The following is a 20,070-nucleotide window of genomic DNA, read 5'->3' on the forward strand; positions in this document are numbered from 1 at the left end:
CTGACTTGGCCGGACCCGGGTAAACTTCACGGTTTTTCAGCGGTTATCCGGACATGGATTTTCTCGATCTTCCCCAGTTGTCTTCTGCCGGCGGCAGCGTTCGCCTGCCCGGCTCGAAGAGTATTTCCAATCGCGTTCTGTTACTGGCTGCCCTGTCTGATGGGGTGACTGATGTTCGCGACCTGCTGGCTTCCGACGACACCGAGCGCATGCTCGATGCACTCAAGGCGCTGGGCCTCGGGGTTGCCCATCTCGGAGGGGAGAACTGGCGAATCACCGGGGGCGGCGGGCAGTTCCCCGTCAAACAGGCAGAACTCTTCCTCGGCAACGCCGGTACGGCTTTTCGTCCGCTGACTGCGGCTTTGGCGCTGGCCGGTGGCGATTACACGCTGAAGGGGGTTGCCCGCATGCACGAGCGCCCGATTGGCGATCTGGTCGATGGCTTGCGCCAGCTGGGGGCGGACATCACCTATCTCGGCAATGAGGGCTATCCGCCGCTGCATCTGATGCCCGCTACAATCCAGCCGGGTGGCGTGGTCCAGGTGCGTGGCGATGTCTCCAGCCAGTTTCTGACCGGTCTGCTGATGGCCTTGCCATTGACCGGGGAAACGGTGGTCGTCGAAGTAGTCGGCGAACTGATTTCCAAGCCCTACATCGAGATCACGCTGGCCACCATGGCCCGCTTCGGCGTCATCGTCGAACGCGACGGTTGGCAGCGTTTCACGATCATGGCGGGCAGCCGCTACGTTTCGCCGGGAACGATCTATGTCGAGGGTGATGCATCGTCCGCTTCCTATTTTCTTGCCCTCGGTGCCATTGGCGGCGGGCCGGTACGCGTCGAAGGCGTCGGTCAGGATTCGATCCAGGGCGACGTCAAATTCGCCGAGGCGCTGGCCAAAATGGGTGCCCATATCGAGATGGGGCCAAACTGGATGGAGGCGCGGGCGCCGGAGGGCGGGCTGGTCGCCGTCGATCTCGATTGCAACCACATTCCTGATGCGGCGATGACCCTGGCCACGGCGGCCTTGTTCGCCAAAGGTACGACGACCTTGCGCAATATCGCCAGCTGGCGGGTCAAGGAAACCGACCGCATCGCAGCGATGGCGATCGAATTGCGTAAGCTGGGCGCCGAAGTCGAAGAGGGGGCGGACTATATTCGCGTGACGCCAGCCGCCCTGCATCCGGCCGCCATCGACACCTACGACGATCATCGCATGGCGATGTGCTTCTCGTTGGCCGCATTCGGTACGCCGTTGCGCATCAATGATCCGAAGTGCGTTGCCAAGACATTCCCGGATTATTTTGAGCGTTTCGCTGCGGTGACGAAGGCGGCCCCGGTGATCGCCATCGACGGACCGTCGGCTTCCGGTAAAGGAACCGTGGCGGGGCGTGTTGCCCAGGCGCTGGGCTACGCCTATCTGGATTCTGGCGCCCTGTACCGCCTGACGGCCCTGGCCGCGAAGCAGGCCGGCGTCGATTGGGCTGACGAAAGCAGCGTTGCCAAACTGGCAGCGGTGCTCGACGTCGAGTTTTCCGGGAACGACATCCGCCTCAACGGTACCCTGGTTGGCGATGCCATCCGTACCGAGGAAATGTCGGCCGGAGCCTCGAAAGTAGCCGCCCTGCCGGCCGTGCGCGAGGCTCTGCTGTTCCGTCAGCGAGCCTTCAATACGCTGCCCGGCTTGGTGGGCGACGGGCGGGATATGGGCTCGGTGATCTTCCCGAAAGCACCGCTCAAGGTCTTCCTGACGGCAAGCGCCGAAGCGCGCGCTGAACGGCGCTATAAGCAGTTGATCGAAAAAGGATTCTCTGCTAATCTCCCGGACCTTCTAGCTGATCTGCAGCAACGTGACGCGCGCGATTCGCAGCGCAGCGTGGCGCCGCTCAGGCAGGAGGCTGATGCAAGGCTGCTCGACACCACGCATCTCACCATCGAACAGGCGGTGAATCAGGTGCTGGCGTGGAGCAGGGAAGTGTCGCTGTAACGGTGTTGCCGGCTGCAATGGTCGGCGCATTTTATTAACCTCAACCCGCTGCTTTTCGTACCGATCCTGGCTCGATTCGTGGCATGAAAGTCTGTCCGTAATGGAATCTTTTGCTCAACTTTTTGAAGAATCCCTGGCTCGCCAGGAAATGCGTCAAGGCGAAGTCATCACTGCCGAAGTGGTGGCCATCGATCACAACTTCGTCGTGGTCAATGCCGGCCTGAAATCGGAATCCTATGTTCCGCTCGAAGAATTCCTGAATGATCAGGGCGAGATCGAAGTCAAGGAAGGCGACTTCGTTCAAGTTGCCATCGAAATGCTGGAAGACGGCTACGGCGCCACGCGCCTGTCGCGCGATCGCGCCAAGCGCATCGCCGCCTGGAACTTCCTGGAGCAGGCCCTGAACGACAACACCCTGGTCACCGGCACCATCACCGGCAAGGTCAAGGGCGGCCTCACCGTCATGTCCAACGGCGTCCGTGCGTTCCTGCCGGGTTCCCTGGTCGACATGCGTCCGGTCAAGGACACCACCCCGTACGAAGGCAAGACCCTCGAATTCAAGGTCATCAAGCTGGATCGCAAGCGCAACAACGTCGTGATGTCCCGCCGTGCCGTGCTCGAAGCCACCGCTGACAAGGATCGCGAAAAGCTCCTCGAGAACCTCAAGGAGGGCACCACCGTCAAGGGTATCGTCAAGAACATCACCGACTACGGCGCATTCGTCGACCTGGGCGGCATCGATGGCCTGCTGCACATCACCGACCTGGCCTGGCGCCGTGTCCGTCACCCGAGCGAAGTGCTCAACGTTGGTGACGAAGTTACCGCCAAGATCCTCAAGTTCGACGCCGAGAAGAACCGCGTCTCCCTGGGTATGAAGCAACTGGGCGACGATCCGTGGGTTGGTATCGCCCGCCGTTACCCGGCCGGCACCCGCCTGTTCGGTAAGGTCACCAACCTGACCGACTACGGTTCCTTCGTCGAAATCGAACAAGGCATCGAAGGCCTGGTGCACGTTTCCGAAATGGACTGGACCAACAAGAACGTTCATCCGTCCAAGGTTGTTTCCCTGGGTGACGAAGTTGAAGTCATGATCCTGGAAATCGACGAAGAGCGTCGTCGTATCTCCCTGGGCATGAAGCAGTGCCTGCCGAATCCGTGGGACGACTTCGCCATGAACCACAAGAAGGGCGACAAGGTCCGTGGTGCCATCAAGTCGATCACCGACTTCGGTATCTTCATCGGCCTGCCTGGCGGCATCGATGGTCTGGTTCACCTGTCCGACCTGTCCTGGTCGGCGACCGGTGAAGAAGCCATCCGCAACTTCAAGAAGGGCGACGAAGTCGAGGCAGTCGTGCTCGGCATCGACGTCGAGAAGGAGCGTATCTCCCTGGGTATCAAGCAGCTCGAAGGCGACCCGTACACCAACTTCATCGCTACCCACGAGAAGAACAGCATCGTGCGCGCTACCGTCAAGACGGTGGATGCCCGCGGCGCCGTGCTGACCCTGGATGGTGAGAACGAAGGTTACCTGCGTGCTTCCGAGTTCTCGCGTGATCGTATCGACGACCTGTCGCAACACCTGAAGGTGGGCGATGAAGTTGAAGCCATGATCATCAACGTGGATCGCAAGACCCGTGGTATCAACCTGTCCATCAAGGCCAAGGACAATGCCGAACAGCACGAAGCAATGCAGAAGCTGGCTTCTGACTCTGCCTCCGCTGCTTCCGGTACGACCAACCTGGGTGCCCTGCTGAAGGCCAAGCTCAACCAACAAGGCTGATAAGGCACTAGCATGACCAAATCCGAGCTCATCGCCCGGCTCGCGGAGCGTTTTCCGCAGCTGGTAGCGAAGGATGCTGATTTCGCGGTCAAGATGATTCTCGATGCGATGTCCGAAGCGCTGGTGCGTGGGGATCGGATCGAGATCCGTGGATTCGGCAGTTTTGCGCTCAACTACCGGCCGCCGCGTGTTGGACGCAACCCCAAATCGGGGGAGAAGGTCAGCGTTCCGGCCAAATGGGTTCCCCATTTCAAGGCCGGAAAAGAGTTGCGCGAACGGGTCGATCAGATGATCTGACGCCGGGCTTGGCTCAATGTGGTAGATTCGGGGCGGTGAATGATTTCACTGCCCCTTTTTATTGAATGTCATGACAGCATTGACTTGGGCCCTGCGGCTCATCATTTTCGTGTTGCTGGTGGTTTTTGCCGCCCAGAACACCGATCCGGTCAGCCTGAGGCTGCTGCCCGGCAAAATCTGGCAGGCTCCGCTGATTCTCGCCTTGCTCGCTTTCTTTGTCGGCGGCGTAATCCTCGGGGCGCTGTCGCTGCTCGGCGTGCTCTTCCGGCAGCGGCGCGAAATCTCGCGCCTGAAGAAAGAAGCGACGCGTAAGGCGCCCGTAGCGAACGTCGAAGTGCCGCCTGCCGTATGAGCGAAATTGTCGATTACTGGCAGCTTTTGCTTATTCCGGTCTTTTTTGGCCTCGGTTGGGCAGCTGCCCGCGTCGATATGCGCCAGGTGGTGCATGAATCCCGGACATTGCCGCGTTCGTATTTCCAGGGCTTGAATTTCCTGCTCAACGAACAGCCGGACAAGGCGATCGACTCCTTCCTGGAAGTTGCCAAGGTCGATTCGCAAACCGTCGAACTGCATTTTGCGCTGGGCAATCTCTTTCGGCGGCGCGGCGAAACCGAACGTGCCATCCGCATGCACCAGAACCTGATCGACCTGCCTGATCTCGATGACAAGGTCCGCCTGCAGGCCCTGTCCGAGCTGGGTCAGGATTACCTGAAGGCAGGCTTGCTCGACCGCGCCGAGGAAATCTTCAACCGGCTGTTGGGTTCTTCGTTCGAAGAAGAGGCCAAGCGCAACCTGCTGGAAATCTATCAAGTCGAGAAGGAGTGGCTGAAAGCCGTCGAGATCGCCCGCGAGTTGCCGGATGTCGCCTCGCATCGCGAAATCGCGGAGTATTACTGCGAGTTGGCGGCCAACGAAATCATGCGTTCGCGTCCCGATGAGGCGCGCCAGTACCTCGATGTCGCCATGCAGGAAAATCGCAAGTGCGTACGGGCCAGCCTGTTGCAAGGCGATTTGCTGCTGCAGGAAGGTAAGCCGCTGGAGGCGATCGAGGCCTGGCAGCGCATCGAGCAGCAGGATCCGGCCTACTTGGCACTGGTCGCCCAGCGCTTGCTGGAAACCTATCGCAAGCTGGAGCGTGTAGCCGAAGGCATCGCCCTGTTGAGCGGTTACCTGGAGCGCTATCCGTCGCTCGACCTCCTCGAGGTGGTCTATCAGCTGGTGTTGGAAAGCGAAGGGACCGAAGCGGCCTATCGCCTAGTACGGGCTGAACTGCAGCGCAATCCGACCCTGCTCGGCCTCGAGAAACTGATGAGCGCACGCCTGCCGCTGGCGGCGCCGGAAGTCAGGCCGGACGTCGAACTGGCCAAGACCATTGTCCAGGGCTATACCAAGCGTCTGTCGCGCTATCGGTGCGATAATTGCGGTTTCAAGGCGCGCCAGTTCTATTGGCGCTGTCCGGCCTGTGGCGGCTGGGAAACCTATCCGCCGCGCCGCGGCGAAGAATTCGATCAATCCCTGTAGGAAGTCTTATGAAAATTACTGTTGTCGGTACCGGTTATGTCGGTCTGGTCAGTGGTACCTGTCTGGCCGAAGTGGGCAACGATGTCCTGTGTCTGGACGTCGATCCGGAAAAGATCCGCATCCTCGAGGAAGGCGGCATCCCGATCTACGAACCGGGCTTGCAGGACATGGTTCGCCGCAACGTTGCGGCCGGCCGCCTGCATTTTACGACCGATATCGAAAAGGCCGTCCAGCATGGCACCGTCCAGTTCATCGCGGTCGGCACCCCGCCCGATGAAGACGGTTCGGCCGACCTGCAGTATGTGCTGGGCGCCGCCCGCAACATCGGCCGCCTGATGACCGACTACAAGGTCGTCGTCGACAAGAGCACGGTGCCGGTCGGCACCGGTGCCAAGGTGCACGCCGCCATTGCCGACGAGCTGCAGAAGCGTGGCGTCAACACGCCGTACAGCGTCGTGTCGAATCCGGAGTTCCTCAAAGAAGGGGCTGCTGTCGAAGACTTCATGCGTCCCGACCGCATCGTCGTCGGTGCCGAGGACGAGCAGGCTATCCATCTGATGCGTGCCCTGTATGCGCCGTTCCAACGCAACCATGAGCGCCTGATCGTCACCGATATCAAGAGCGCCGAGCTGACCAAGTACGCCGCCAACGCCATGCTGGCGACGCGTATCAGCTTCATGAACGAACTGGCCAACCTGGCTGAAGTGCTCGGTGCCGACATCGAAATGGTTCGCCAGGGTATCGGTTCCGATCCGCGCATCGGCTACCACTTCCTGTACCCGGGCTGCGGCTACGGCGGCTCCTGCTTCCCCAAGGACGTCAAGGCGCTGATCAAGACCGCCCAGGACGATGCCGACATCAGCCTCAAGGTGCTGACCGCCGTCGAGGAAGCCAACGACGCGCAGAAGCACGTGCTGACCGGCAAGATCAAATCCCGTTTCGGCGACCTCAAGGGCAAGCACTTCGCCTTGTGGGGCCTGGCTTTCAAGCCGAATACCGACGACATGCGCGAAGCGCCGAGCCGCGAGCTGATCGCCGACCTGTTCGCCGCTGGTGCCACCGTCTCGGCCTACGATCCGGTCGCCATGCACGAGACGCAACGCATCTTCGGTGACGAGTCGCGTCTGAAATACGCCGACAGCCCGATGGGCGCGCTGGAAGGGGCCGATGCGCTGGTCATCGTGACCGAATGGAAGGAATTCCGCAGCCCGGATTTCGAAGCGATCAAGGCGACGCTGAAGAACCCGGTCATTTTCGATGGCCGCAACCTGTACGACCCGAAGTTCGTGCGCAATTCGGGCATCGACTATTTCGCCATCGGACGCTGAGAGACGGACAACATGCTGGAAAAGGTTTCGCAGGTTCGCCTGCTGGTCGTTGGCGATGTGATGCTGGACCGCTACTGGTTCGGCGACGTCAGCCGGATTTCGCCGGAAGCGCCGGTGCCGGTGGTCAAGGTCGAGCGCCAGGAAGAACGCCTGGGCGGCGCCGCCAACGTGGCGCGCAATGCCGCCTCGCTCGGCGCCACTACTGCGCTGCTGTCGGTCGTCGGCGACGACGACGCCGGCCGTTCCCTGGGGCGGCTGCTCGAAGACGGGCAGATCGATGCCGGCCTGCATGTCGACAAGGATATCGACACCATCGTCAAGCTGCGCGTCATCGGGCGCCAGCAGCAGTTGCTGCGCATCGATTTCGAAACGCCGCCGTCGCACGAAATCCTGCAGGCCAAGCTGGCCGATTTCGAGCGCCGGGTGGCCGATGCCGACGTGATCATCCTGTCCGACTACGGCAAGGGCGGCCTGACGCACATTTCCGACATGATCCGCATCGCCCGCGCCGCCGACAAGCTGGTGCTGGTCGATCCCAAGGGCGACGAGTGGGGCAAGTACGCCGGGGCCACGGTGATCACGCCGAACCGCTCGGAACTGAAGCAGGTGGTCGGCAGCTGGAAGAGCGAGGAAGAACTCGCCGCCAAGGCGCGCAAGCTGCGCGGCGAACTGGGGCTGGAAGCCTTGCTCGTCACCCGTAGCGAGGAGGGCATGACCCTGTTCGCCGACGAAGTCCATCATCAACCGGCCCTGGCGCGCGAGGTGTTCGACGTGTCGGGTGCCGGCGATACCGTCATCGCCACGCTGGCCGTCATGCTGGCCGCCGGCGCCGCCTGGGGCGAAGCCATCCGGGTCGCCAACATCGCAGCCGGCATCGTTGTCGGCAAACTGGGTACGGCGGTCGTTACCCGCCAGGAACTCATCGCCGCCCTGTAAGGAGAATTCCATGTACTACGTCGTTACCGGCGCAGCCGGCTTTATCGGCTCCAATATCGTCAAGGCCCTGAACGAGCGCGGCATCACCAATATCATCGCGGTCGACAACCTCACCAAGGCCGACAAGTTCAAGAACCTGATCGACTGCGAAATCGCCGATTATCTCGACAAGCACGATTTCATCGAGCGCATCCAGGCCGGCCATTACGACGGCGAAATCGAGGCCATCCTGCATGAAGGCGCCTGCTCCGACACCATGGAGACCGACGGTCGCTACATGATGGAGAATAACTACCGCTATTCGCTGATCCTGCTCGACTGGTGCCAAGACCAGGACGTGCAGTTCCTGTACGCCTCGTCGGCCGCCACCTACGGCGCCAGCAACGTGTTCAAGGAGGAGCGCCAGTACGAAGGTCCGCTCAACGTCTACGGCTATTCCAAGTTCCTGTTCGACCAGATCGTCCGTCAGCGCCTGGAAAAGAACCCGTCGTCGCAGATCGTCGGCTTCCGCTACTTCAACGTCTATGGTCCGCGTGAGACGCACAAGGGGCGCATGGCTTCGGTCGCCTTCCACAACTACAACCAGTTCAAGGCCGAAGGCAAGGTCAAGCTGTTCGAAGGCTCGCACGGCTACGAGAACGGTGGCCAGATGCGCGATTTCGTCTTCGTCGGCGATGTTGCCAAGGTCAATCTGTTCTTCCTCGATCACCCTGAGAAGTCCGGTATTTTCAACCTCGGCTCCGGTCGGGCGCAGAGCTTCAACGACGTCGCCGTCGCTGCCGCCAATGGCTGCCGTAAGGCCAAGGGCGAGCCCCCGTTGTCGCTGGCGGAACTGCGGGCACAGGGTTTGCTCGAATACATTGCTTTCCCTGAAGCGCTGAAGGGCAAGTACCAGGCCTTCACGCAGGGTGATCTGACCAAACTGCGCGAAGCCGGCTACGAAGCCCCGATGGCCACGGTGGAGGAAGGCGTCTCACAATATATCGAGTGGCTGCATCGCAATGTATAAAACCCTGCAGGATTTTGTCGGAAACACGCCGTTGGTCCGTCTGGTGCGCATTCCCGGCTCCGACAACGAGCGGCGCGGCAACGTCATCCTGGCCAAGCTGGAAGGCAACAACCCGGCCGGTTCGGTGAAGGACCGGCCGGCTCTGTCGATGATCATGCGCGCCGAGGCACGCGGCGACATCAAGCCGGGCGATACGCTAATCGAAGCGACCTCCGGCAATACCGGCATCGCACTGGCCATGGCGGCAGCGATGAAGGGCTACCGGATGATCCTGGTCATGCCCGAGAACCAGAGCGTCGAACGCCGCCAGAGCATGCGCGCTTTTGGCGCCGAGTTGGTGCTGACGCCCAAGGATGGCGGCATGGAACTGTGCCGCGACGTTGCCGAGAAAATGCGCAATGAAGGCCAGGGCATCATCCTCGACCAGTTCGGTAACCCGGACAATCCGCTGGCTCACTACGAAGGCACCGGCCCGGAAATCTGGCGCGATACCGAAGGCAAGATCACCCATTTCGTTTCCAGCATGGGAACGACCGGCACCATCATGGGCACCAGCCGCTTCCTGAAGGAAAAGAATCCGGCCATCCAGATCGTCGGCTGCCAGCCGGAAGAAGGCAGCCAGATTCCCGGCATCCGCAAGTGGCCGGAAGCCTACCTGCCGAAGATTTACGACAAGACCAATGTCGACCGCATCGAATATGTCAGCCAGGCCGATGCCGAGGCGATGACCCGCCGTCTGGCCATGGATGAGGGGATCTTCGCCGGCATTTCCTCGGGCGGCGCGCTGGCCGTGGCGCTGCGCCTGTCGCAGCAGCTGGATAATGCGGTGATCGTGTCGATCATTTGCGACCGCGGCGACCGTTACCTGTCGACAGGTGTTTTCCCGGCATGAAACCGGTTCTCGTCTTCGATATCGAGACCATTCCCGATGTGCCCGGCCTGCGCCGGCTCAACGACCTGCCAGGCGAACTGTCGGACGATGAGGTTGCCGAACTCGCCTTTCAGCAACGCCGTGCCCGCACCGGCAACGATTTCCTGCAACTGCATCTGCAGCGGGTGGTAACAATCTCATGCGTGCTGCGCACCAGCGAAGGGCTGAAGGTCTGGTCTCTGTCCGAGCCCGACCTCAGCGAGGGCGCCATCATCCAGCGCTTCTTCGACGGCATCGAGAAATTCACGCCGCAGATCGTGTCGTGGAACGGCGGCGGCTTCGACCTGCCGGTGCTGCACTACCGCGGCATGCTGCACGGCGTGTCGGCGCCGCGCTACTGGGACATGGGCGACGGCGACTATGCCGATTCCCGTGACTTCAAGTGGAACAACTACATCAGCCGCTACCACACCCGTCACCTCGACCTGATGGACCTGCTGGCGCTGTACAACGGCCGCGCCAATGCGCCGCTCGACGATCTGGCCAAGCTGTTCGGCTTTCCCGGCAAGCTCGGCATGGATGGCGGCAAGGTGTGGGAGGCCTGGCAGGCTGGACTGATTGCCGATATTCGCGACTATTGCGAAACCGATGTCATCAATACCTACCTGGTCTATAACCGCTTCCGGCGCCTGCGTGGCGAACTAACCGCCGAGGAGGAAGTGGCCGAAGGCGAGTTCGTCAAGGCACAACTGGCCAAGATCGGTGCGCCGCACTGGCAGGAGTTTCTCGCCGCCTGGGGCTGATGTCGGCCCGGGGCGGCGTTATAATCGCAAGTTCTCAAAACCTGAACGCAGAGAGATAAAACATGGCACTTAACAACGTTCCTTCCGGCAAGTCCCTCCCCGACGATTTCAACGTCATCATTGAAATCACCGCGCATTCCGATCCGATCAAGTACGAAGTGGACAAGGAATCCGGCGCCATCTTCGTCGACCGCTTCATGGGAACGGCCATGCACTATCCGTGCAACTATGGCTACATCAACAACACCATCGCCGGTGATGGCGACCCGGTCGACGTGCTGGTCGTCGCCCCGTTTGGCCTGCCGCCGGGCGTCGTCGTCCGTTGCCGCGCCATCGGTATGCTGGCCATGGAAGACGAAGGCGGCCAGGATGCCAAGCTGCTGGCCGTGCCGGTGCCGAAGCTGATCCAGACCTACAACGACGTCAAGACCTTTGAAGACGTTCCGCAGATCCTGCGCGACCAGATCAGCCACTTCTTCGAGCACTACAAGGATCTGGAAAAGGGCAAATGGGTCAAGGTGCTGGGCTGGCAAGGCATCGAAGCCGCCCACAAGGAAATCATGGAAGGCGTTGCCCGTTACGAGGCTCAGGCCAAGTAAGCGTTGCCCATGCTGCGTATCGCCGTTGCCCAGTTCAACGCTACCGTCGGTGACCTGACGGGCAACGTCGAACGCATCATCCAGTGCGCCGCCGCGGCCAAGGCCCGCGGCGCCCATGTGCTGCTGACGCCGGAGCTGGCGTTGTGCGGCTATCCGCCGGAAGACCTGTTGCTGCGCCCGGATTTTTACCGGGCGTGCAACCGGGCTCTCGACGACCTGGCTTCCCGCATCGACGGCATTGCCGTCATCGTCGGGCACCCGGAAGAACACGACGGCACCTGCCACAACGCGGCAACCATCATTGAAAACGGCCAGCGCACCGCGACCTATCGCAAGATGCGCCTGCCGAACTACGAAGTTTTCGACGAGAAGCGCTATTTCGAGCCGGGTAGCGAACCCTGCGTCGTCACGCTGAACGGCGTGCGCTGCGGCATCAACATCTGTGCCGACATCTGGGAAGAGGGCGCTGCCGAGCTTTCCCGGCAGGCTGGTGCCGAACTGCTGCTCGTCCTCAATGCCTCGCCGTGCCACCTAGACAAGACGCAGGAGCGGGTCCAGGTGCTGGCCGACAGGGTCGAGGCGACCGGTATCCCGGCTATCTATTGCAATCTGGTCGGTGGTCAGGATGAACTGGTTTTCGACGGCGACTCCTTCGCTCTCGATGCTGGTAAAAAGGTTTGTATGCGTTTGCCTCAGTTCGAGGAAGCGCTCGGCATTGCAGATTTCGAGGCCGGGCGCCTGACTTCGGACGACCTGTGCCACGAATTGCCGCTCGAGGCCGAGGCCTACAACGCGCTGGTTCTCGGAGTGCGCGACTACATCGGCAAGACCGGCTTCAAGGGTGCGATCATCGGTCTGTCCGGCGGCATCGACTCAGCCCTGACCCTGTGCGTCGCCGTTGATGCGCTGGGCGCCGACAAGGTGCATGCCGTCATGATGCCGTCGCCCTACACGGCACAGATGAGCCTCGACGACTCGCGCGAGATGATCCGCCAGCTGGGCTGTTCATACGACGAAATCGCCATTGCGCCGGCCATGGAAACCTACGCGGCCATGCTCGATCCACTGTTCGCCGGTCTGCCGGCCGATACGACCGAAGAGAATATCCAGGCCCGCATCCGCGGCAACATCCTGATGGCACTCTCCAACAAGACCGGCAAGCTGGTGCTGACCACCGGCAACAAGTCGGAAATGGCGGTTGGCTACTGCACGCTGTACGGCGACATGGCCGGCGGCTTCGCGGTGATCAAGGATGTTTACAAGACCCTGGTCTATCGCCTGTCGCGCTACCGCAATACGCTGTGCCAGGGCGACCCGGTGATTCCGGAAAACATCATCGTCCGGCCGCCGTCCGCCGAGCTGAAGCCGGACCAGAAGGACCAGGATTCGTTGCCTGAATACGAAGTACTGGATGCCATTGTCCGCGCCTACATGGAAGAGGATCGCAGCCCGCGGGAAATCATCGCTGCCGGACTGCCCGAGGCCGACGTTCGCCGCGTCGTCCGCCTGCTGCGCATTGCCGAGTACAAGCGCCGTCAGGCGCCGGTCGGCATCCGCATCACGCCGCGTGGCTTTGGCAAGGATTGGCGGTATCCTATTACCAACCGTTATGTCGACGAATTTTAAGAACTTGTAGAGAGGATCAACCCATGAAGAAAATCGAAGCCATCATCAAGCCGTTCAAGCTGGACGAGGTGCGCGAGGCCCTGTCGGAAATCGGTATCAGCGGCCTGACGGTGACCGAGGTCAAGGGCTTCGGTCGTCAGAAGGGTCATACCGAACTGTATCGCGGCGCCGAGTACGTCGTCGACTTCCTGCCCAAGATCAAGATCGAGATCGTCGTCAATACCGACCACGTCGATTCCGCCATCGAAGCCATCATCAAGGCGGCGCGCACGGGCAAGATCGGCGACGGCAAGATCTTCGTCATGCCGGTTGAGCAGGTCGTGCGTATCCGTACTGGTGAGACCAACGAATCGGCCATCTGACGGTCGGGGAAGAGGGCCATGGAAGAGTACACCGCAGCTGAAATTGCCGCCTGGCGAGAGCAACTGATGGGCCTGCTCGGCAGCGACGCGCAACACTATCCAAAACGCATCGAGGCCACCTTCCCGCGCATTCTCGGCAAAATCGTCAGTTTATGGGGCAAGCCCGACCTGGATGCCTATCTGGACGGACTGATGGTCTCCGACCGCCCCGGCCGCCAGGGTTTTCCTGGCGACGTGGCGATGGAGATTTTCCATCTGTCGACCATCCATGCCGGCCTGCACCTCTCCGATGAGGCTACTGGCACCGGCTGGGCCGGCATCCAGGATCCTGAACTCTATCGCAAGGCGCTGAAGAAGGAATAAGGCTGGTTTTTGTCCAGCAGGCAAAGGGGCGGCTCAGGCCGCCTTTTTCATTTTTTGGTGGCGCGCAGCAGGACGATCAGCGCCCCTTCGCCACCATCGTGCGGCCTGGCCTGGCAGTAGGCCAGTATTTCCTGGCGCTGGGCCAACCAGCCCCGCACCAGTTGGCGAAGGACTGACAGCTTTTGCGGTGATCCGTGCCCCTTGCCGTGGATGACCCGCACGCAACGCTGGCCGTGGTGCAGGCACTCGGCCAGGAAGGTGGCCAGTTGCTGCCGCGCGTCGTCCCGGTTCAGACCATGCAGGTCCAGTTCGGCCTGGATGACCCAGCGGCCGCGCCGCAGGTCGCGCAGGACGCTGGCGGCCAATCCGTCGCGCAGGTAATGCGGCTCATCGCCACCTTCGAGGCGATCCTGCAAGCCGATCTGGCCGTGCAGACTCTCGTGCAGGGCGGCACGCTCGTCGTTGATGAATTGCAGCGGGCGGGGCGGCGGCGTCGGGCCACCGAGTTGGGCACGGTTGGTGGAGGGGATGGGCTGCACGCCGGCCATCGCGGCGTGGAAAGCCTGTTGCTCCGGATCGCTATGAACGGGGCGGCTATCGCCGGCAGCATGCCAGTGTGCCGGCAAGGCTGCATCGTCGCGGTTTTTGTGTGCTACGGCCCCAGGAGTGGAAGCAGCCGGTTGAGGCGGCCTTGCGACTGCTGGCCGCGGCTTGGTGATCTCGACGCGGTTGACCGGCGGCAATGGCTGAACAGCGGCCACCGCCGCCCGGAAGGCGGCAAGGTCTTCCGCGTCGCTCAAGCCGGTCAGGCGTGGCCGAGGTTGTCCAGGTAGCGCTCGGCATCGAGCGCCGCCATACAACCGGTGCCGGCCGAGATGCAGGCCTGCTTGTAGATCTGGTCGGCGACGTCGCCCGCTGCGTAGACGCCCGGGATGCTGGTTTGCGTCGCATTGCCGGTGCGGCCGGCCTGGGTGATCAGGTAGCCGCCGTCCATTTCCAGTTGGCCGGCGAAGAGGTCGGTGTTCGGTTTGTGGCCGATGGCGATGAAGACGCCGTGCACGTCGAGGTTTTGCGTGGTGCCGTCCTGTGTGTTCTTGACGCGTAGGCCGGTGACGCCGGAGTCGTCGCCGAGCACTTCGTCCACGGCGTGGTTGTAGAGGATGCTGATCTTGCCGGCCTTTTCCTTCTCGAACAGCTTGTCCTGCATGATCTTCTCGGCGCGGAACTTGTCGCGGCGGTGGATCAGTGTCACATGGCTGGCAATATTGGCCAGGTACAGTGCTTCCTCGACGGCCGTGTCGCCACCGCCGACCACGGCCACCGGCTTGTTGCGGTAGAAGAAGCCGTCGCAGGTGGCACAGGCCGACACGCCCTTGCCCTGGAACTTTTCTTCGGAAGGCAGGCCCAGATACATGGCGGAGGCGCCGGTGGCGATGATGAGCGCGTCGCAGGTGTAGGTGCCGGCGTCGCCGATCAGCGTGAAGGGCTTTTCGGTCAGTTTGGCGGTATGGATGTGGTCGAAGACGATTTCAGTGTCGAAGCGGCGCGCATGGGCTTCGAAATTGGCCATCAGTTCGGGGCCCTGAATGCCGTCGGCGGCAGCCGGCCAGTTATCGACGTCGGTCGTGGTCATCAACTGGCCACCCTGGGCCATGCCGGTGATCAGCACCGGCTTGAGGTTGGCGCGGGCGGCATAGACGGCGGCGGTGTAGCCGGCCGGGCCGGAACCGAGGATGATGAGCGGAGTATGGCGGGCATTCTGGGACATGATGATCCTCTTGGGTGACTGATCCGAAAATTATAGCGTTGTCTGAGCTTTCAATTTTCCCGAAGTTCCTATGTAATTTGGGAATCAGGTTTATAATCATTTCGTAACTCTATGAACGGAAACTGATTTATGGTCGCTACTCCCGTCGGTTTTAGTCTGGTGGTCCTGCGCAACGTGGCGTTGTTTTCAGGACTGGATGACCTCGAACTGGAAAAGCTCTCCAAGGTGTCCGGTCGAAAACGGGTCGAGCGGGGTGCATTCGTTGTCCGGGCGGGCGAAAGCACGGATTCGCTCTATGTGCTGCTGGCCGGTCGGGCCAAAGTGACCAATACCGACGAAGACGGGCGGGAAATCATCCTGGCCTGGTTGGGGCCGGGCGAGTTCTTCGGCGAAATGGGCCTGATCGACGGTAGCCCGCGTTCGGCCAACGTCGTCGCCGCCGAGGCCTGCGAACTGCTGTTCCTGAGCAAGGACGCCTTCCAGCGTTGCCTGCAGGACAATTTCCAGGTTGCCCAGAAGTTGATGAAAACGCTGGTGCTGCGCCTGCGCGAGGCCGATCGGAAGATCGAAAGCCTGGCCTTGCTCGATGTTTATGGCAGGGTTGCCCGCTTGTTGCTGGATATGTCGGAAGTCGTCGAAGGACGGCGTGTGGTGAAGAAAAAGATGTCGAAACAGGATATGGCGAAAATGATAGGTGCGTCGCGCGAAATGGTCAGCAAGGTGATGCGCGATCTGGAATTGAGCGGTTATGTCCGCTACGAGGATGACCTGCTGATCATCCCGGGAGCTTGAGCATGGCCAGAATGGCGAGGGCAGCAACGGCGCCCAGTCCGCTTCCGGAGAAGATCGGTAATCTGCTGCAAGAGTCGCGCTGGTTGGGCGTTGGCGCGATTGCGTTGTTCCTGACTATGGCCTTGTGGGGCTTCAACAAGGCAGATCCGGGCTGGTCGCATGCGGTCGTTTCTTCGACCCTGCATAACCCGACCGGTCGGGCCGGCGCCTGGATCGCCGACCTGATGCTCTACCTGTTCGGGCTCTCCGCCTGGTGGTGGATCGTCCTGTTCGGCATGTTCGTGTGGTGGGGCGTGCGCAAATTCAATGCGCCGGAAGAGCACAAGCAGCATCCGCTGTTCATCGCCCTGATCGGCTTCACTTTCCTGCTGCTTGGCAGTTCGTCGCTCGAAGCCTTGCGTTTCTACTCCATGCACGCCCAGTTGCCGCTGGCGCCGGGGGGCATGCTCGGTGGCGAACTCGGGCGGCTGCTGGCCACCCAGTTGGGCTACACCGGTTCGACGCTGTGCCTGTTGGCGGCGATGGCCGCCGGCTGGAGCATCTTTTCCGGCATGTCCTGGCTGTGGGCTTTCGAGAAACTCGGTTTGCTGCTTGAAGCCTTCGTCGGCTTTTTCTACGGCCGTGTTGATACCTGGCGCGACCGCCAGATTGGCAAGGAAGTGGCGCAGCAGCGCGAAGTGGTGGTCGAGGAAGAAAAGCGCCGCGTCGAGCTGCACGAACCCATCATCATCGAAACGCCGGCACCGCCCGCCGTACCGGTGTCCAAGAAGGCCGAAGCCCGCGTCGAGCGCGAAAAGCAGGCCATGCTGTTCCCGGAAGCCATCGTCGGCGGCCAGTTGCCGCCGCTGCACCTGCTCGACCCGGCGCCGCCGGCCACCGAGACAGTCAGTGCCGAAACGCTGGAATACACCTCGCGCCTGATTGAGCGCAAGCTGGCCGACTTCGGCGTGCAGGTCAAGGTGCTGGCTGCCATGCCCGGTCCGGTCATCACCCGCTACGAAATCGAGCCGGCGGTTGGCGTCAAGGGCGCGCAGATCGTCAACCTGGCTCGGGACCTGGCGCGTGCGCTGGCCATGGTGTCGATCCGCGTCGTCGAAACGGTGCCCGGCAAGTCGTGCATGGCACTCGAACTGCCCAATCCCAAGCGGCAGACGGTCAAGCTGTCCGAGATCATCTCCAGCAAGCCGTACAACGACATGCACAGCCCGCTCACCGTCTGCCTCGGCAAGGACATCGGCGGCCTGCCGGTGGTCGCCGACCTGGCCAAGACGCCGCACCTGCTGGTCGCCGGTACCACCGGCTCCGGCAAGTCGGTGGGCGTCAATGCCATGATTCTGTCCATGCTCTACAAGTCCGAGCCGGACAACGTGCGCCTGATCATGGTCGACCCCAAGATGCTCGAACTGTCGATCTACGAAGGCATCCCGCACCTGCTGGCGCCGGTCGTCACCGACATGAAGCAGGCGGCCAACGCGTTGCACTGGTGCGTCACCGAGATGGAAAAGCGCTACAAGCTGATGTCGGCCATGGGGGTGCGCAACATTGCCGGCCTCAACACCAAGATCAAGGACGCCGAAAAGCGCGGCGAGCATATCCCCAATCCGCTGACCCTGACCCCGGAAACGCCGGAGCCGCTGAAGACCATGCCCTTCATCGTCGTCATCATCGACGAGCTGGCCGACCTGATGATGGTCGTCGGCAAGAAGGTCGAGGAGCAGATCGCCCGTCTGGCGCAGAAAGCCCGCGCCGCCGGCATCCACCTCGTTCTCGCCACGCAGCGCCCGAGCGTCGACGTGATTACCGGTCTGATCAAGGCCAACATCCCGACGCGCTTGTCCTTCCAGGTGTCGAGCAAGATCGACTCGCGCACCATTCTCGACCAGATGGGCGCCGAAGCGCTGCTCGGCCAGGGCGACATGCTCTACCTCGCGCCCGGTACCGGCTACCCGACCCGTGTGCACGGTGCCTTCGTTTCCGACGATGAGGTGCATCGCGTCGTTGAGCACCTGAAGGCGACCGGCGCCCCGGAATACGTCGAGGACATCCTGACCGGCGCCGGTGGCGACGACGAGGAGGGTGGCGAAGGCGGCGAGGGTGGCGGCGATGCCGAGAGCGACCCACTCTACGACCAGGCTGTCGATATCGTGCTGAAGAACCAGCGCGCCTCGATTTCGCTGGTTCAGCGCCACCTGCGCATCGGCTACAACCGCTCGGCGCGGCTCATCGAAGCCATGGAAAAGGCCGGCCTGGTCTCGGCCATGGACGGCCGTGGCGGGCGCGAAGTGCTGATGAAGAAGCCCGCCGAATAGGTGACTTGCAAACCGTTACACCCTGAAACATCGCGCCGGAAAACGGCGCGGTAAGCTACGCGCATGAATCTCACCCAAAGAATCCTGTCGGTCGCCGCTGTTGCCTTGTTCCCTGTCCTGTCCCATGCCGGCGCGGTCGATCAGTTGCACGACTTCCTCAAAAACACCAAGACGCTGAAGGCCGAATTCGCCCAGGCCGTCATCGCCAAGAGCGGGCGCAAGCCGCAGCAATCCTCCGGTGTCGTCGCCATCTCGCGCCCGGGCAAGCTGCGCTGGGAAATCCAGAAGCCCTATCCGCAACTGGTGGTCGGCGACGGCGAAAAAATCTGGATTCATGACCCGGAACTGCAGCAGGTCACCGTGCGCAAAGCCGGGCAGGCCATCGGCGGTTCGCCGGCGGCGCTGCTTTCCGGCAGCAACGAACTGGAAAAGAACTTCACCCTCAAGGACGTTGGCGAGGCCGAAGGCTTGAACTGGGTCGAGGCGACGCCCAAAGTCAGCGATAGCGGTTTCGAGCGGGTCCGCCTCGGCTTTTCCGGTGGTGACCTGAAGGCGATGGAACTGCTCGACAGCTTCGGCCAGACCACGCTGATCCGTTTTTCGAAGATGGAGCGTAATCCGTCGCTGCCGGCGACCACCTTCAAGTTCACGCCGCCGGCCGGTGCCGACGTGGTGGGCGAGTGAAGGGCTGACGCCTTATTGGCGGAGTGCGGAAACGCCTTCGCGGGGCGGCGGGAGCTGGAATCCGACATCCCGGAGAAAGGCTTCGAATGCCGGCTTCCATGAATCGGGATTGCCCGTAAAGATGCCGTGGCCGTTGTCCTTGTACGGCGGCAGTTGTACGAACTGCCCCTTCCCGCCGGCATCGACAAAGCCCTTGAACCACTTTCTGGGCAGTTCGGCACCCCAATAGCGATCGTTTTCGCTGTAAAGCCACAGCGTAGGGACCTTGGCGGCGGCACCATAGTCGCTGTACAAGGTTGCGAGACGGTGAGCGCTGCACGGGTTTTCCGGATGCTCGCTAGGATTGCCGCCGTCACCACCCGCGAAGTTCACAGCACCGATGAGCCCGGGCACGTCCAGTGTGGCAAGCGTGATCGAGGTCATGCCGCCGAACGACTGCCCGACCGCGATGCCGCGCGACAGATCGACATGAGGCAGGCCGGTGGCTGCTTCCAGGACGGCGATCGTCTGCTCGGCGGCCGCGGCGTAGACCGGAGCAAAATTTCGACTGTTGCAGCGGCCGGAATATTCGACGTCCAGCCCGCCGGACTCGCCGTAGCCGACGCGGGTGGGCACCAGCACCGCGAAACCGAGCCAGACGAAATACGCCGAGTTCTCGGCAAACCGTTGCCGCTTCATCTTGAAGAAATCCGTCTCGCTGGCCGGCCGACCATGATTCAACACCAGGTACGGCGCCTTTTCCCGCTGATCGTCCCGGAAGAGGGTGACCTTGATGGTCTGGTTGGCTTCCTGTCCGTAGATGGTTTTGACCCTGACCGGCACGTCGATAACTTCCTCCACCACGGCCGCATAGGACAGGGCGGATGCGCAAAGGCAGGCGAAACCCGCGACAGAGTAAGGGAGGCGGTTCATGCGTTCCTTGAAAACGAATTTACGGCACCACAAATACGAGATTCATGCCAACGTATTTGCGGTTGAATTGGCCGGAAGTGTATTCGAAATCGCCGTCGTGAAACCCAGGTGAACGGAAACAAGTA

The 20,070-nt window shown here is 61.7% G+C and carries 20 protein-coding genes; 17 read left to right on the forward strand and 3 right to left on the reverse strand.

What is annotated here, in order from left to right:
* Window positions 1-53 precede the first annotated feature (53 nt).
* The 14 genes from LZ012_RS08895 to LZ012_RS08960 all read left to right on the forward strand — a co-directional run bounded on the left by LZ012_RS08895 (window position 54) and on the right by LZ012_RS08960 (window position 13,480).
* A complete protein-coding gene (locus LZ012_RS08895) occupies window positions 54-1,985 on the forward strand; it encodes a bifunctional 3-phosphoshikimate 1-carboxyvinyltransferase/cytidylate kinase (RefSeq protein ID WP_275709850.1) in 1,932 nt (643 codons plus the stop codon).
* A gap of 100 nt (window positions 1,986-2,085) precedes the next feature.
* Window positions 2,086-3,765, forward strand: a complete 1,680-nt coding sequence (gene rpsA / locus LZ012_RS08900) for a 30S ribosomal protein S1 (RefSeq protein ID WP_275709852.1) — start codon at window positions 2,086-2,088, stop codon at window positions 3,763-3,765.
* Window positions 3,766-3,777: 12 nt separating this feature from the next.
* Window positions 3,778-4,062: an integration host factor subunit beta gene (locus LZ012_RS08905; protein ID WP_150430159.1), complete on the forward strand. Its 285-nt coding sequence runs from the start codon at window positions 3,778-3,780 to the stop codon at window positions 4,060-4,062.
* Window positions 4,063-4,132: 70 nt separating this feature from the next.
* A complete protein-coding gene (locus LZ012_RS08910; protein ID WP_275709854.1) occupies window positions 4,133-4,414 on the forward strand; it encodes a LapA family protein in 282 nt (93 codons plus the stop codon).
* The gene (lapB, locus tag LZ012_RS08915) at window positions 4,411-5,583 is read left to right on the forward strand and encodes a lipopolysaccharide assembly protein LapB (protein WP_275709856.1); all 1,173 of its coding nucleotides are present in this window, start codon (window positions 4,411-4,413) and stop codon (window positions 5,581-5,583) included. The genes LZ012_RS08910 and lapB overlap by 4 nt, the downstream gene beginning before the upstream one ends.
* An 8-nt stretch (window positions 5,584-5,591) precedes the next feature.
* Window positions 5,592-6,911 (forward strand): UDP-glucose dehydrogenase family protein, encoded by a 1,320-nt coding sequence (locus LZ012_RS08920; RefSeq protein ID WP_275709858.1) that lies wholly within the window; start codon window positions 5,592-5,594, stop codon window positions 6,909-6,911.
* Between the two features lie 12 nt (window positions 6,912-6,923).
* Window positions 6,924-7,847, forward strand: a complete 924-nt coding sequence (gene rfaE1 / locus LZ012_RS08925; protein WP_275709860.1) for a D-glycero-beta-D-manno-heptose-7-phosphate kinase — start codon at window positions 6,924-6,926, stop codon at window positions 7,845-7,847.
* A 10-nt stretch (window positions 7,848-7,857) separates the two neighbouring features.
* Window positions 7,858-8,856 (forward strand): ADP-glyceromanno-heptose 6-epimerase, encoded by a 999-nt coding sequence (gene rfaD / locus LZ012_RS08930; RefSeq protein WP_275709862.1) that lies wholly within the window; start codon window positions 7,858-7,860, stop codon window positions 8,854-8,856.
* Window positions 8,849-9,748 carry a cysteine synthase CysM gene (gene cysM / locus LZ012_RS08935; RefSeq protein ID WP_275709864.1) on the forward strand — a complete coding sequence of 300 codons (900 nt, stop codon included), beginning with the start codon at window positions 8,849-8,851 and terminating at the stop codon, window positions 9,746-9,748. Before rfaD ends, cysM begins: the two co-directional genes overlap by 8 nt.
* Window positions 9,745-10,530: a 3'-5' exonuclease gene (locus tag LZ012_RS08940; protein WP_275709866.1), complete on the forward strand. Its 786-nt coding sequence runs from the start codon at window positions 9,745-9,747 to the stop codon at window positions 10,528-10,530. Before cysM ends, LZ012_RS08940 begins: the two co-directional genes overlap by 4 nt.
* Before the next feature lie 62 nt (window positions 10,531-10,592).
* A complete protein-coding gene (gene ppa, locus LZ012_RS08945) occupies window positions 10,593-11,129 on the forward strand; it encodes an inorganic diphosphatase (RefSeq protein ID WP_275709868.1) in 537 nt (178 codons plus the stop codon).
* Window positions 11,130-11,138: 9 nt separating this feature from the next.
* On the forward strand, window positions 11,139-12,755 hold the full coding sequence (locus LZ012_RS08950) for an NAD+ synthase (protein ID WP_275709870.1): 1,617 nt from the start codon (window positions 11,139-11,141) through the stop codon (window positions 12,753-12,755).
* 23 nt (window positions 12,756-12,778) lie between these two features.
* Entirely contained in the window at window positions 12,779-13,117 is a 339-nt protein-coding gene (locus tag LZ012_RS08955; protein WP_275709872.1) for a P-II family nitrogen regulator, read from the forward strand.
* 18 nt (window positions 13,118-13,135) lie between these two features.
* Window positions 13,136-13,480, forward strand: coding sequence for a hypothetical protein (locus LZ012_RS08960; protein ID WP_275709874.1), 345 nt, complete (start codon window positions 13,136-13,138; stop codon window positions 13,478-13,480).
* Between the two features lie 47 nt (window positions 13,481-13,527).
* Here the strand turns inward: LZ012_RS08960 and LZ012_RS08965 are convergent, their stop codons facing one another.
* The gene (locus tag LZ012_RS08965; RefSeq protein WP_275709876.1) at window positions 13,528-14,106 is read right to left on the reverse strand and encodes a Smr/MutS family protein; all 579 of its coding nucleotides are present in this window, start codon (window positions 14,104-14,106) and stop codon (window positions 13,528-13,530) included.
* A gap of 179 nt (window positions 14,107-14,285) precedes the next feature.
* Complete coding sequence (gene trxB, locus LZ012_RS08970; RefSeq protein ID WP_275709878.1) at window positions 14,286-15,248, reverse strand: thioredoxin-disulfide reductase; 963 nt, start codon at window positions 15,246-15,248, stop codon at window positions 14,286-14,288.
* Window positions 15,249-15,377: 129 nt separating this feature from the next.
* On the opposite strand from trxB, the gene LZ012_RS08975 reads away from it, so the two are divergent.
* From LZ012_RS08975 to lolA, 3 genes are all read left to right on the forward strand, one after another.
* Window positions 15,378-16,040 carry a Crp/Fnr family transcriptional regulator gene (locus tag LZ012_RS08975; protein ID WP_275709880.1) on the forward strand — a complete coding sequence of 221 codons (663 nt, stop codon included), beginning with the start codon at window positions 15,378-15,380 and terminating at the stop codon, window positions 16,038-16,040.
* An 11-nt stretch (window positions 16,041-16,051) separates the two neighbouring features.
* On the forward strand, window positions 16,052-18,349 hold the full coding sequence (locus LZ012_RS08980) for a DNA translocase FtsK (RefSeq protein WP_275711753.1): 2,298 nt from the start codon (window positions 16,052-16,054) through the stop codon (window positions 18,347-18,349).
* Window positions 18,350-18,412: 63 nt separating this feature from the next.
* Entirely contained in the window at window positions 18,413-19,033 is a 621-nt protein-coding gene (lolA, locus tag LZ012_RS08985; RefSeq protein ID WP_275709882.1) for an outer membrane lipoprotein periplasmic chaperone LolA, read from the forward strand.
* Between the two features lie 12 nt (window positions 19,034-19,045).
* Here the strand turns inward: lolA and LZ012_RS08990 are convergent, their stop codons facing one another.
* Window positions 19,046-19,945, reverse strand: coding sequence for a dienelactone hydrolase family protein (locus LZ012_RS08990; protein WP_275709885.1), 900 nt, complete (start codon window positions 19,943-19,945; stop codon window positions 19,046-19,048).
* Between the last annotated feature and the right edge of the window lie 125 nt (window positions 19,946-20,070).

The organism is Dechloromonas hankyongensis (assembly GCF_022012295.1).
Lineage (GTDB): Bacteria > Pseudomonadota > Gammaproteobacteria > Burkholderiales > Rhodocyclaceae > Azonexus > Azonexus hankyongensis.